The sequence below is a fragment of the Agromyces albus genome, from assembly GCF_004134825.1.
In the GTDB taxonomy this organism is placed as follows: Bacteria; Actinomycetota; Actinomycetes; order Actinomycetales; family Microbacteriaceae; genus Agromyces; species Agromyces albus.
Genome location: NZ_SDPN01000009.1, coordinates 1 through 13,215, shown reverse-complemented (window position 1 = coordinate 13,215; position 13,215 = coordinate 1). Strand labels below are relative to the sequence as shown.

Here is a 13,215-nt window from a genome sequence, read left to right as displayed (position 1 = left end):
CTCAGTGTCGCTCCTCCTGAGGGCTCAGGGCCTCGCGAACGGTCGGCCACGATTTCAGGACGCCGAGCGTTTCGGCGTCGCGCTCGGTCGCGAGCGCGGCGTCGTAGGAGCGGTCGAGCACGTCGTCGATCGCGACCCGCCGCCCTTGGGACGCACTCTGCGTCGCTGCCTCGACCATGGCGAGGCTCATGATGTTGGCGTGCACGCGCCCCATCGGTTCTCGGCCGTGCCGGACGGCGGCGATGAACTCGCGGAGCGACCCCGCGATCTCCCTGCCGGGGTCGTCGCCGGGCTCCGTCTCCTCGTCGGGGTCGGTGCTCGGGTCGTTCTCGCCGTCCCAGAGGACGGAGCCGCGTTCGGCCGAGATCCGCCAGGAACCGTTCCAGGAGGTCTCATGGCCGGGGCTGCACCAGGAGCCGTTGTAGGTGAACCGGGCGCCGCCCTCCATCGCGAAGACCGCGTTCGCGGCCGCGTCGCCGGCATACCAGCTCCAGCCCGGGTTGTACTCCTCGCAGGAGACGGAGACGGGGTCGGCGTCGAGCAGGAACCGGGCCATGTCGAATTGGTGGATGGCCATGTCGAGCAGGAGCGGGCTCGCCATCTCGTCACGGAAGCCGCCGAAGCGGGGGGACTTGAAGAAGTCGACCGCGACGATCCCTACGGTCCCGAGCCCGGCGACCTGACGCTTGGCCTGGTGCAGCGCCGGGTGGTAGCGGCGGGACTGGCTGACCATGAACAGCTGCCCGGTATGCTCGGCCGTCGCGGCGAGCGAGAGACCTTCCGCCACGGTGGCGGCGACCGGCTTCTCCCCGAGCACGGGGAAGCCTGCGTGCAGCGCCGCGATCGTGACCGGGTGGTGCGCTTCTGGAATGGTGGCGTTCACGATGGCGTCCGCGCCGACGCGCCGCGCGAGTTCGACCGCGTCGGTGCCCACCGCGAGGCCGGGGATGCCGGTGTCGGCGGCTGCGGATTCGGCCGCTTCGACGTAGAGATCGGCCATCCCGACGAGTTCGGCATCGGGGTCGGCCTTGATGGTGTGGGCCCAGGCCCGTCCCATGCCGCCCGCGCCGACCACGACGAGGCGGAGGGGCCCCTCGGATTCGATGGTTCGGAAGCTCATCGCTCGAACGCTCCCCGGTAGCCCTGGCCGTTGAAGAAGTCGTCGGTCTCGTAGCGCAGCAGGGTCGGCGTCTCGCGCTCGCGGTCGGGCCGGGCCCATTCGATGCCGTTGGCGATCACGTGGTTGACGTCGGGGTGGTGGTAGACCGGGAAGTCCTGGTCGCCGGGGCTGAAGTAGAAGATGCGGCCGAAACCGCGGCGGTAGGTCATGCCGCTGCGGAAGACCTCGCCGCCCGTGAAGCCGCTGATGAAGATGAGCTCGTCGGGGGTGGGCACGTCGAAGTACTCGCCGTACATCTCCTGCTCGGGGATGACGATCGGGTTCGGGATGCCGCGGGCGATGGGGTGCTGCGGGTTCACGGTCCACACCAGTTCGCGGTCGTGCTCGCTGCGCCAGCGCAGCGTGCAGGTGGTGCCCATGAGCTTCGTGAAGATCTTGGACCAGTGCCCGGAGTGGAGAACGACGAGGCCCATGCCGGCGAGGACGTGCCGGTGGACGCGCTCGACGATCTCGTCGGCGACCTCGCCGTGTGCAGCGTGGCCCCACCAGACGAGCACGTCGGTCTCGTCGAGCACGTCGGAGGTCAGCCCGTGCTCGGGCTCGTCGAGGGTGTGCGTGGTGATGCTCGCGTTGTCGCCGAGCCATTCACCGACGCCATTGGCGATGGCGCCGTGCATGCCGTCGGGGTAGCGCTCGGCCACGGACGGCTCGACCTGCTCGTGCCGGTTCTCGCCCCATACGACGACTCGGATCGGTTGTGCGGCCATGTGGACCTTCTCCTCTTCTGGGTGTTGGTGTCTAGTGAGCTTGAAAGCCTTGGGGGCATGAAGATCGGTCACGCCGCCGGGTCGGTGCTGGAGCGGATGACGAGCGTGGGCGGCAGCAGGAGGTGCTCGGGTTCGTCGGGCCGTTCGATGACGAGGCGCACCAGTGCCGAAGCGATGGCCGCCGACTGCTGGCGGACCGAGGTGATGCCGACCGTGCCGAAGGATGTCAGCGTCGTGTCGTCGTAGCCGGTGACGGCCACCTCCCGGCCCGGAGCGAGACCGCGGCGCTGCAGCGTGATGAGGACACCCGCCGCGAGGGGGTCCGAGACGCAGATGATCGCAGTCGGGGGCGAGGGGGCATCGAGGAGGTCGGCGGCGGCACGGACGCCGGAGGCGAGGTCGCCGTCGCATGGCACGATCCGTGTGTTGTCGAGTGATCCGGTGAGCCCCAGTCGCACGCACGCTTCGCGGTAGCCGGTCTCGCGCAGGGCCATGGTGACGTTGCCGGAGTCGGCGCCCACGAACGCCAGCTCGCGGTGCCCGCGCTCGGCGACATGCTCGACGGCGAGCGCGATACCGAGTGCGGCGTCGCCTTCGACCCAGCTCCACGGGGCAGTGAAGGCCTCGGCGGTCCTGCCGTAGGCCGCGAACGGAATGCCGCGCTCGCGCAGGCCGACCGGGCGCGGGTCGGTCGACCACACGTTGGAGATGACGAAGCCCGCCACCGATTGTCCGTAGTACAGGTCTTCGCAGGCCGTCATGAGCGCCTCGGCGTCGCGCTCGGTGACGAGGGTGAGGTTCCGCTCGACCGCCTGGCAGGCGGCGGCGAGGTCGTGGAGGAACGTGTCCATGTACTGGTTGCCCCCGGTGTCCTGGGCGGGGAGCACGTAGGCGATCTGCCGCGGCTGCGCGAGCCTGAGGCTGCGGGCGACCAGGTTGTTGCGGTATCGCAGGGCGCGCATCGCGGCGTGGACCTTCTCGCGGGTCGCCTCGGAGACGACCTCGGGCCGGTTGATGACGTTCGAGACCGTCATCGTCGAGACGCCCGCGAGCTCGGCGACGTCGGACATGCTCGCCTTGCGGGGTGTGCGGGTCGATTCGCCGCTCATTCGCCGCCTCCCTTCGGTGCTCCGGGGTCTGATGCCGCGGAGGATTTTAAGCATAAAAGTCGGCGGCGGTCAAGGGACCCACGAGCGGAGGGCTCGGGCGCCCATGCCCAGGGACGACGACGGCGGGTGAGCGGATGCCGCTGCATCCGTTCACCCGCCGTTGATCTGCGTTACAACGTCAACGAGTCGACGTACTCGCGGTTCTCGGAGATCCACTTCTCGACGGCGGGACCGTAGTCATCCGTCTCGGCCTGGTTGAACATGGCGTTCTCAAGCGAATAGAGCAGCTCGGAATCCATCGTGAAGTCGGTCAGCCACTCGGAGAGCGTCGGGAAGTTCGCCTCGAAGCTCTTGCCGCCGAACGAGTGGATGCCCTCGGCGTCGCCGAGCGTGCCCTCGGGGTCCTCGAGGTCCTTGAGCGCGAACGCGTCGTAGGCCCAGTGCGGGCGCCACAGCGTGACCGCGACGTTCTCGCCGGCCTCCGTCGCCGCCGTCAGCTCGGCGAGCATGGCCGGAGTCGACGACGTGATGTACTCCAGGTCGTCGAGGCCGTAGGTCGGGATGACGTCGTCGGTCGTGACCCGGTTGAGGCCCGAGCCCGGCTCGATGCCGATGAGCCGGTCGTCGAACTTGTCGGCATTCGCCGCGAGCTCCTCGAGCGAGTCGATCGGGGCATCCTCGTTCACCGCGATGGTGAGCTTGGCGTCCTCGTTCCAGGCGCCGAGGTCGACGAGGTCGTCGCCGAACTGGTCGATGTAGTCCTGGTGGGTGATCGGCAGCCACGTGTCGAGGGTCACGTCGTAGTCGTCGGTGCTGAGACCCGAGTAGACGGGCGCGGGGTCGGCGTACTCGAGCGTGACGTCGTAGCCGCGCTCGGTGAGGATGGCCTTCCAGAGCTCGCTCGCGGCGATGCCCTCGTCCCATCCGTTGAACACGGCGATCGTGAGCTCGCTGCGGTCACCGTTCTCGAGCAGGTCGCCGCCCGCTGCGCCGGTGCCGCTCGCGCAGCCCGTGAACGCGAGCGCTCCTGCTGCTCCGAGGGCGATGAGACTGGTCATTCGACGTCTTCTCATGAGTGTTCCTTTCCTCCCGCGTGCTGTGGCACGGGCAATGCGGAGTCGCGCGGTTCCGCGCGACGGGGATCAGGGGTGCCGATCCGGGTGGTGGGGTCGCCGGATGCACGACGCTTCGGCTTCCGCCGCTGCGAGCCGAGGGCTCCGGTGAGCCGGTCGAGGATGATCGCGAGGATGACGACCGAGAGGCCGGCCTCGAAGCCGAGTGCGATGTCGATGCGGCCGAGCGAGGCGACGACCTCGCCGCCGAGTCCGCCCGCGCCGACCATGCCGGCGATGACGACCATCGAGAGCGAGAGCATGATGACCTGGTTGACGCCGGCCATGATGCTCGGCATCGCGAGGGGCAGCTGGATCTGGCGGAGGATGCGCGACGGTGACGACCCGAAGGCGTGGCCGGCCTCGACCACTTCCTTGTCGACGCCGCGGATGCCGAGTTCGGTGAGGCGCACACCGGGCGCCATCGCGAACACGATCGTCGCGACGATGCCGGGCACGATGCCGACCCGGAACAGGATGAGGGCGGGGATCAGGTAGACGAAGGCCGGCATCGTCTGCATGAAGTCGAGGATCGGGCGGATGATTCGAGAAGCGAGCTCGGATCGCGCCGCGAGAATGCCGAGCGGCACGCTCAGGGCCACCGCGATGAGGCTCGAGACGAGCACGAGGGCGAGGGTGTCCATCGCGTTGTCCCACTGGTCGACGCCGACGACGAGGACCAGTCCGACCGCGCTGCCCACGGCGAGCACCCAACCACGGGCGAAGTAGCCGAGCGCGGTGATGGCGACGATGACGATCCAGAACGGGGGCGTCGAGAGCGCGAGGTCGACGGCGTCGTAGAGACCGGCGAAGACGATGCGGATCACATCGAAGAGCCCGCCGAAGACCTCCGTGACGAAGTCGATGGCGTCTTCGACCACTTGGCCGAGGGGGAGACGGAAGTCGTTCATGCGAAGGCCTTCTCCTCTGCGACATCCGACTCGCCCAGCAGGGCGGTCTCGTGCAGCGTGGCGGTGATCGTCTCGACGGCGATGGTCGCCGGCGGCTCGATGACGGCGTGCTCGCCCGTCGCCGACGACACGTTGCCGAGCGCGGCGAGCAGCGTGACGCGGGGTACGACGCCGATGAGCCGATGCTGGTCGTCGACGACCGCGAGCGGGAGCACGCTCTCGACGGCGCTCTCGAACAGGTCGGAGAGATAGGTCTGTCGATCGACGAACGCCACGTCGTCGCGGATCACCGACTCGAGCGAGCGGTCGCCGCGTTTCACGAGCCGCATCACATCGCGGTCCTGCACGGCGCCGAGCAGGCGACGTCCCTGTCCGACGACGAAGACCGACGAGGTCTGCAGGTCCCGCATCGTGCGCAGCGCGGTGCGCGGCCCGGCCGATGACGAGACGAGCGCGCGAGGCGCCTCCATGACGGATGCCGCGGTGAGCACTCGCGCCCGGTCGACGTCGTTCACGAACTGCGCGACGTAGTCGTCGGCGGGATCCGTGAGGATCTCGTCGGCGGTGCCGAGCTGCACGATACTGCCGTCGCGCATGACGGCGATGCGATCGCCGAGGAACATCGCCTCGTTGAGGTCATGCGTGATGAAGACGATGGTCTTGCCGAACTCCTGCTGGAGTTCGACGAGCTGCTCCTGCATTTCGCGGCGGATGAGGGGGTCGAGTGCCGAGAACGCCTCGTCCATGAGCAGGATGTCGGTGTCGGAGGCGAGGGCGCGGGCGAGCCCGACGCGCTGCTGCATTCCGCCCGAGAGCTCGGAGGGCATGCGCTCGTCCCAGCCGGCCAGGCCGACGCGATCGAGCACGTGCTCGGCGCGTTCGCGCCGCTCTGCCTCGGCGACGCCCTGGATCTCGAGTCCATAGGCGGCGTTCTCGAGCACACTGCGGTGCGGAAGCAGCGCGAAGTGCTGGAACACCATCGAGACGTGGCTACGGCGCAGCTGCCGGAGCCGCTTGGGCGAGATGCCCGTGAGCTCCTCCCCCATGACCGTCACGGTGCCGCCGGTCGGCTCGATGAGCCCGTTGAGCATGCGGATGAGCGTCGACTTGCCGGAGCCCGAGAGCCCCATGACGACGAAGATCTCGCCGCGCTCGACGGTGAAGTCGGCATCGACGACGGCCGGCGTGCCGAGCGACGCGAGCTCGGCTCGACTGGCGCCGGCGCGCAGGCGCTCGATCGCTTCGGCCGGCTTGCGGCCGAAGAATTTGCTGAGGTTGCGTGCCGCGATTGCGGGTGGTGCGGTCATATCGGTGCTCCGGGAGGCACGCCGGATGACACGCACGAGGACGTGCGCCATCATCGCTCGGTGGGGCGAGCTCATGGTTCACGACCGGGTTGACGACGCGTCGGAAGCCCGGACTCAAGCGCGGGACGAGTTCATCGTCGCCGGGCGAATCCAGGCCTCGTCACATACGGCCATCGGGGCCGTATGCCACGCCGCCGAACCATACGATCACGTGTTCCGAAACCGGAATTCGTGAGCGCGGACTGGGCGGTTGGGTCTTGTGGACCGTCGACCACCGTATCGACGATCCGCGCGCTGCCCAAATGCGGCCCGGTGAAACCCCATGCCATCAGGGCTTTCGCTGAACGGGTGCGTCGGGCAACCACACCAGCTGGTTACGCGAGTGGCTGCTCCCCCGCGGCCAGCAGTTTCGTGCAGTTGGCGCACAGCCCGAACACGTCGACGACGTGCGCGGCGGCCGTGAAGCCGTGGTCGGCGGCGACCCTCTTGGCCCAGGCCTCGACCTCGTCGGCGGCGATCTCGACGGTGAGTCCGCAGTTTCGGCAGATCAGGTGATGGTGGTGGCCGGTCGTGCTGCACGCCCGGTAGAGCGCCTCGCCGTCGGGCGACTGCAGCGAGTCGGCTTCGCCGTTGGCGGCGAGGTCGCCGAGCGCGCGGTAGACGGTGGCGAGGCCGATCGGCGAACCCGTCTGGTGCAGCGCCCCGTGGAGCGCCTGCGCGCTGATGAAGCCCTCGGTGTCGTCGAGCGCTTCGCGTACGGCTTCGCGTTGCCAGGTGTTTCTCTTCATGCGATTCGTGCGTCCTCTGCGGTCGCCACCGGTGAGGCGACTGGGTTCAACGGTAGCCCGCGCAGCTTGGAGATTCCCAGTGCCAGGAGGAAGAACGCCGTCGCGGCGAGGGCGATCGCGGGCCCGGCTGCGATCGCGAACGTGCGAGAGGCGAGCACCCCGAGCACGCCGGATGCCGCACCGATGACCGGAGCGGCGATCAGGATGCCTCGGAAGCTCGGCACGAGCAGCCGCGCGGCCGTGGCAGGGGCGGCGAGCAGGGCGATCGCGAGGATGGCGCCGACCGCCGGCAGGGAGCTCACCACCGACGCGGCGATGAGCCCGAGCACGAGCACCTCGATGGGCCACTCCCTGAATCCGGCCGCCCGGAATCCGGCCTGGTCGAAGGTCGAGAACGCGATCTCCTTGCCGAACGCCGCCACGAGCGCGACCGCGACGAGCGCGACGGATGCCGCAAGCAGAATATCTCCGTCGCTCACGGTGAGGATCGACCCGACGAGCAGCGACTCGGCGCGAACGGGGAGTCCGGGAATCGCCGCTTGCAACAGCGCTCCGGCGGCGAACCCACCGGTCAGCACGATGCCGGCCGCGACCTGGGCGCCCTGTCGGCGCACGCGGGCGATGGCCGCCATCGCGGCGACGAGCACGACGGATGCCACGGCCGCGCCCAGCGGCACGCTCACGCCGAGCGCCGCCGCGCCGACCGCGCCGGGGTAGGTCGCGTGCGTCAGTGCCTGTGCGAAGAACGTGCGGCGACGCAGCACCACGAGGGCGCCCACGAAACCCGCCCCTGCACCGATCACCACCGCCGCGAAGAGGGCACGCTCGAAGTAGCCCATCAGCTCGTCTTTCGCGGGGAGACCAGGGGCGTGCTGAGGAGGCCGGCCATCTCCGCGCCGCGCCGCGCTTCGCGCGCGTCTTCGAGCGTCGGGCGCGGGCGCCCCGTCCGCGCGTGACGCCGGTCGAGGAGCACGCGCACGAGCAGCGCGACCCCGTAGCCGATCACGAACACGCCGACGACGGTGCTCCCGGCCGGGAGGTCGAAGCCGCCGCCCACCGAGATCGCATAGCCAGCCGCGAGCCCGAGCCAGGCGGCGATGGCGGCGAAGGCCGCGGCGGCGGGGAACAGCCACCACATGCGCTCGGTGGCCAGCCGGGCGACGGCGCCCGGGACGATCAGCAGCGCGAGCACGAGGAGCGTGCCGATCGTGCTCGCCGCCGCTACGACCACGAGTGCGACGGCGGCGTTCAGCACGAGGTCGAGCACGAGCGACGAGTCGCCGGCGGCGCGGCTGCCACGCGCGTCGAACGCGCGGAAGAGCTGCTGCTTGAGCGTGAGCGCGACGGCCGCGAGTGCGACGAGGCTCACCACGACGAGCGGCACGACCTCCGACGGCGGGATGGTGAGCACCCGTCCGAACAGGAGCGCCTCGAGCTCGCCCGCATAGTCGGAGCTGCGCGAGACCACGATGACGCCGACGCTGAAGGTCGCCGTGAGCACGATGGCGATCGCGGCATCGGAAGTGATGCCCGCGCGGTCGAGCCAGGTGAGTGCGAGGGCGCCCGCGAGTGCGGCGATCGCGGCGCCCGGGATGAGGCCGGCCGTGCCGCCCACGGCCAGCCCGATCGCGAGGCCCGGGAAGACGGCGTGGGTGAGCCCGTCGCTGATGAACTCGAGGCCGCGCAGGTTCACGAGGACTCCGACGAGGCCGGCGACCACCGCCAGTACGAGCATGACGACGAGCGCCCGCCCCATGAACGGGATCGCGAAGGAGCCGAAGAGCGCGTCGACCAGGTTCATCGGGCGCCACTCCCCCGGGCATCCGCCGTGTATGCGATCTGCGGCATTCAGTGGCCCTCGTGGCCGGGCACCACGAGCGTGTGCTCGTCCATCTCGACGCCGACCCCGTCGAAGCACTCCTGCACGTTGCCGAGCGTGAGCACTTCGTCGACGGGTCCGCTCGCCAGCTGGGTGCCGTTCACGAGCACCACCGTGTCGCACACGAGCCTCGCGAGCTCGAGGTCGTGCGTGGACACGACCACGGCAACACCACGGTGCTTGAGCGTGCGGATGGTGTCGATGAGCGCGTCGCGGTTCGCCTGGTCGAGTCCGTTGAACGGCTCGTCGAGCAGCAGGAGTCGAGGCTCGGATGCCAGGGCGCGAGCGAGCAGGCCCCGCTGACGTTGCCCGCCCGACAGCTCGCCGAAGCGATGCTTCGCGAGCGAGGCGAGGCCGACGGTCTGGATCGCCTCGCGGACCGCCTGCCGATCGGCCCGGCCGGGCCACCGCAGGAGCCCGAGCCCGCGGTATCGGCCCTGCATGACCACTTGCTCGAGGCTGATCGGGAAGTCGGGGTCGAGCTCGGCCGACTGGGGGAGGAAGCTCACCATGCCGTTCCGGGCATGCGTCGCGGGCTCGGCCGATGCAGTCGAGTCGTTCGAGGTGCTCGCGTTCACCGACGCCGCCGCGGTGCCCAGCTGCACGCTGCCCGCCGTGAGCGGCACGAGCCCGAGGACACCCTTCAGCAGCGTCGACTTGCCGGCGCCGTTCGGCCCGATGAGTGCCACCGCTTCGCCTGCCTCGACCGCGAGGTCGAGCTCGCTCACACCGGCGCCGCCAGGGTAGGTGAAGGCGGCGCCTTCGAGGCGGAGCACGGTGGCGTCAGTCATCCAGTCATCCTTGCAGCACGGCGGGGAGCGCGGAAGGCTCGACCCCCCACGACTCGAGAATGAGTCGCGCGTTGTGCTCCTGACTGCCCAGGTACGTCTCGCCATCGGTACCAGTGGCACCGAGCGAGTCCCCGTAGAGTGCGTCCTCGCCGGAGTAGACCTTCACTCCGGACTCGGTCGCGATGGTCTCGGCGGCCTCGGGGGAGATCGATGCCTCGGAGAACACGGCCTTGACGCCCGTCTCGCGGATCTTGGCGACGAGGTCGTCGATCTCGGCGGCGCTCGGCTCGGCGTTGTCGTCGAATCCGGGGATGACGCTTCCGACAAACGTGAGATCGTATGCGGCGACGAAGTAGGTGAACGCGTCGTGGTTCGTCACGAGCAGTCGCTGCTCGACCGGCACTGTTGCGACGTTCTCCTCGATCCAGTCGTCGAGGGCGGTGAGCTTCTCGAGGTAGGCCGACTCGTTCGCCTCGACCGTGCCGGCGTCGATTCCGGGCACTGCGGCGAGGCCGTGGGCGATGTTCTCGACCATGTGCTCGGCGAGCTCGGGATCGGTCCAGATGTGCGGGTTCCCCTCGGCGTGCTCGTCCTCAGCGTGCTCGTCCTCAGCGTGCTCCTCCGCCTCGTCGGCGTGCGCGTCCTCAGCGCCTTCCTCGGCCGCCTCGTCGGCGTGCGCCTCGTGGTCGTCGGTGCCGAAGAGCTCGATGCCGGAGCTCGCGTCGATGAGCTCGCCGTCGAAGCCCGAAGCCTGCACCGCGTCGTCGAGCCAGCTCTCGAGGCCGGCACCGTTCACGACGAGCGCGTCGGCCTCGGTGAGGGCCAGCAGTTGGGCTGCCGACGGGTCGAAGCCGTGGGCGCTCTGTCCGGCTGAGAGCAACTGGGTGACCTCGGCGCCATCACCCACGAGTTCTCGCGTGAAGTCACCCACCTGTGTGGTCGTCGCGACGATCTTGGCACCGCCTTCAGCACCGTTGCCGGATGCCGCCGTCGCAGCGCATCCGGTGAGCGCGAGCGCACCGGCCGCCAGCATCGCGACTCCCGCAATGGGCGCAAGCGGGCGGCGGAAATCAGCGTGGCGTCGTCTCATGTCTTCGACGCTACGCTTATTGATAATGGTTGTCAAAATCACCATAGCAACCGGCTCTTCATCTCGTGAGAGTGCAACACGAGGTAGATGGCGGCATTCCCCCGATCCTGTGGAAAGGGTCTGGAAAGTGTCGTACCGACGTGCGAGAGTGATGCCCGTGGATACGACGACAACCCCGCTGACGTTGCATCCGTTCACCCTCGCCGACGCGGTGCGCGTGCTCGCGGGCGAGGTCGACCCGCACGACGGGTGGGAGGGCGGCTACGCCTTCACCGATGAGCCCGAGCTTCTCAGCGCCTTCGTGCAGACCGTCCGCGAGAGCGGCGATCCCGCCCCGTTCGGGCCCTATCTCGTGCGCCGCGGTGAGCACGGCGCCGCCATCGGCGGTGTCAACCTGTTCGGCCCGACGAGCGCCGACGGCGTCGTCGAGTTCGACTTCGGCCTCGTGCCCGCCGTGCGCGGTCAGGGCCTCGCGCTCCACGTCGTGCAGGCCGCGCTCACCCTCGCCCGCTCGGCTGGCGCAGCCATCGCTCGTGCCGAGACCGAGATCGCCAACCTGCCTGCCCGCCGCGTGCTCGAGCACGCCGGCCTGGTCGAGGCCAGGCGCTCGAAGACCGCCGTCACCTATGAGATCCGTCTCTGAGTCCTTCCCAGCGGATGCATCGGGCAGCACGCGCGGCGATCTGCCGGTGATCCGGACCGATCGGCTCTGGCTCGTGCCCTACACGCCGGCGCACGCTCGACGTCTCCTCGAGGGCGACCCGCACGGCGACGTGTGGGCGGCCGGATATCCGACCGACGACGAGCTCGATGTCGCACGGATGTATCTGAGCCTCATCGGGCCGCACGGCGACCCCGCGCCCTTCGGGCCGTACGTCATCCGCCTCGATGGCGACGATCGTGCCGTCGGCGGGTTCGGCTTCTTCGGTCCTCCCGACCACGACGGCTTCGTGGAGTTCGGCTACGGGCTGGTCGAAGCCGCTCGCGGGTCCGGCCTCGCCACCGAGGCGGTCGTCGCTGCACTCAGCACGGCGGCCGCACACGGTGCACTCGGAGCGCGCGCCGACACGACGCCCGGGAACCTCGCCTCGCAACGGGTGCTCGAGAAGGCCGGGCTGGTCGAGGTGCGTCGCGATGCGGCATCCGTCGCCTACGAGACGCGCCGCTGACACGCCGCTCGGCTCGCCGGCGGGGGAGTGGCGACCGCGCCAGCCAGGCGCGCGGAACACCAGCCCCGATCACTCGAGCAGCAGCGCCGGCTCCTCGATGATCGACGCGACGTCGGCGAGGAATCGGCTCGCGACGTCGCCGTCGACGACCCGGTGGTCGAACGAGGCGCCGATCGTCGTGACGAATCGGGGGCGCACCTCGCCGTCGACGACCCACGGCTTCTGCTTGATCGTGCCGAGCGCCACGATCGCGACCTCGCCCGGATTCAGGATCGGCGTGCCGGTGTCCATGCCGAAGACGCCGATGTTCGTGATGGTGATCGTGCCTCCCTGCATCTCGGCGGGCTGCGTCTTGCCCTCGCGAGCCGTGAGCGTGAGCTGCTCGAGTGCGGCGGCGAGCTCGACGAGCGTCATCGCCTGCGCCTCCTTGACGTTCGGCACGAGCAGACCGCGGGGGGTCGCCGCGGCGACGCCGAGATTGACGTAATGCTTGACGATGATCTCGCTGTCGGTCCACTGCGCGTTCACCGTCGGGTTGCGGCGCACCGCCCAGATCATCGCCTTCGCCATGATGAGCAGCGGCGACACCTTCACTCCCGCGTAGTCGGGGGAGGCCTTGAGTCGCTTCAGGTACTCCATCGTGCGACTCGCGTCGACGTCGACGAACACACTCACGTGCGGCGCTTGGAATGCACTCTGCACCATGGCGCTGGCGATCGCCTTGCGAACGCCCTTCACCGGAATGCGGTCTTCGCGGCCCTCGGGCCATTCGGGCGTCTGGATGTTGCGGAACACGCTCGCCTGGCTCGCCTCGCGAATCACGTCGTCGCGTGTGATGTCGCCGATGGGTCCGGTGGGGGCGACCCGCGAGAGGTCGACGCCGAGGTCTTTCGCGAGCTTGCGGATCGGCGGCTTCGCGATCACCGGCAGACGCGGTCCGGGAGCGGATGCCGCGGTAGGAGCGGGTGCGGCCGGGGCCGGAGCCGGCACCGGCGCCGGCGCCGCGGGAGCCGCCACAGGCGGCGGGGGAGTGGGTGCCGTGAAGTTCTCGTGCGCTCCACCGGGAGACGGATGACGCCGCCGGCGGGTCGCCGAAGGACCCGAGCTGCCGTGTCCGACGAGCACGGCGCCGCCGCCCTCCTCGGCCGCCGGTGCAGCAGGCGCTGCGGGAG

At 69.7% G+C, this 13,215-nt stretch carries 14 protein-coding genes; 2 read left to right on the top strand and 12 right to left on the bottom strand.

Going from position 1 to position 13,215, the window contains the following annotated elements; translation table 11 throughout:
- Position 1: 1 nt before the first annotated feature.
- The 11 genes from ESP51_RS06605 to ESP51_RS06555 form a co-directional block, all read right to left on the bottom strand.
- On the bottom strand, positions 2-1,120 hold the full coding sequence (locus tag ESP51_RS06605; protein ID WP_129520112.1) for a Gfo/Idh/MocA family protein: 1,119 nt from the start codon (positions 1,118-1,120) through the stop codon (positions 2-4).
- Complete coding sequence (locus ESP51_RS06600; RefSeq protein WP_129520111.1) at positions 1,117-1,887, bottom strand: ThuA domain-containing protein; 771 nt, start codon at positions 1,885-1,887, stop codon at positions 1,117-1,119. The genes ESP51_RS06605 and ESP51_RS06600 overlap by 4 nt, the downstream gene beginning before the upstream one ends.
- A 68-nt stretch (positions 1,888-1,955) precedes the next feature.
- Positions 1,956-2,996, bottom strand: coding sequence for a LacI family DNA-binding transcriptional regulator (locus tag ESP51_RS06595; protein ID WP_164990439.1), 1,041 nt, complete (start codon positions 2,994-2,996; stop codon positions 1,956-1,958).
- A gap of 170 nt (positions 2,997-3,166) precedes the next feature.
- The gene (locus ESP51_RS06590) at positions 3,167-4,054 is read right to left on the bottom strand and encodes a glycine betaine ABC transporter substrate-binding protein (protein WP_241843021.1); all 888 of its coding nucleotides are present in this window, start codon (positions 4,052-4,054) and stop codon (positions 3,167-3,169) included.
- Between the two features lie 11 nt (positions 4,055-4,065).
- The gene (locus ESP51_RS06585; protein ID WP_129520108.1) at positions 4,066-5,019 is read right to left on the bottom strand and encodes an ABC transporter permease; all 954 of its coding nucleotides are present in this window, start codon (positions 5,017-5,019) and stop codon (positions 4,066-4,068) included.
- Positions 5,016-6,326, bottom strand: coding sequence for a quaternary amine ABC transporter ATP-binding protein (locus ESP51_RS06580; protein ID WP_129520107.1), 1,311 nt, complete (start codon positions 6,324-6,326; stop codon positions 5,016-5,018). Before ESP51_RS06580 ends, ESP51_RS06585 begins: the two co-directional genes overlap by 4 nt.
- 374 nt (positions 6,327-6,700) lie before the next feature.
- Complete coding sequence (locus tag ESP51_RS06575) at positions 6,701-7,114, bottom strand: Fur family transcriptional regulator (RefSeq protein WP_129520106.1); 414 nt, start codon at positions 7,112-7,114, stop codon at positions 6,701-6,703.
- Positions 7,111-7,953, bottom strand: a complete 843-nt coding sequence (locus ESP51_RS06570) for a metal ABC transporter permease (protein ID WP_129520105.1) — start codon at positions 7,951-7,953, stop codon at positions 7,111-7,113. The genes ESP51_RS06575 and ESP51_RS06570 overlap by 4 nt, the downstream gene beginning before the upstream one ends.
- A complete protein-coding gene (locus ESP51_RS06565) occupies positions 7,953-8,915 on the bottom strand; it encodes a metal ABC transporter permease (protein WP_129520104.1) in 963 nt (320 codons plus the stop codon). The genes ESP51_RS06570 and ESP51_RS06565 overlap by 1 nt, the downstream gene beginning before the upstream one ends.
- Before the next feature lie 47 nt (positions 8,916-8,962).
- The gene (locus tag ESP51_RS06560) at positions 8,963-9,784 is read right to left on the bottom strand and encodes a metal ABC transporter ATP-binding protein (protein WP_129520103.1); all 822 of its coding nucleotides are present in this window, start codon (positions 9,782-9,784) and stop codon (positions 8,963-8,965) included.
- Positions 9,785-9,788: 4 nt separating this feature from the next.
- Positions 9,789-10,874 (bottom strand): metal ABC transporter substrate-binding protein, encoded by a 1,086-nt coding sequence (locus ESP51_RS06555; RefSeq protein ID WP_206737229.1) that lies wholly within the window; start codon positions 10,872-10,874, stop codon positions 9,789-9,791.
- Positions 10,875-11,031: 157 nt separating this feature from the next.
- Between ESP51_RS06555 and ESP51_RS06550 the strand changes: the two genes are divergently transcribed.
- The gene (locus tag ESP51_RS06550; protein ID WP_164990438.1) at positions 11,032-11,517 is read left to right on the top strand and encodes a GNAT family N-acetyltransferase; all 486 of its coding nucleotides are present in this window, start codon (positions 11,032-11,034) and stop codon (positions 11,515-11,517) included.
- 46 nt (positions 11,518-11,563) lie between these two features.
- The gene (locus tag ESP51_RS06545; RefSeq protein WP_241843020.1) at positions 11,564-12,043 is read left to right on the top strand and encodes a GNAT family N-acetyltransferase; all 480 of its coding nucleotides are present in this window, start codon (positions 11,564-11,566) and stop codon (positions 12,041-12,043) included.
- A gap of 69 nt (positions 12,044-12,112) precedes the next feature.
- On the opposite strand, the gene ESP51_RS06540 is transcribed toward ESP51_RS06545, so the two are convergent.
- The coding region (locus tag ESP51_RS06540; protein WP_164990437.1) for a dihydrolipoamide acetyltransferase family protein at positions 12,113-13,215 on the bottom strand (1,103 nt) is incomplete at its 5' end.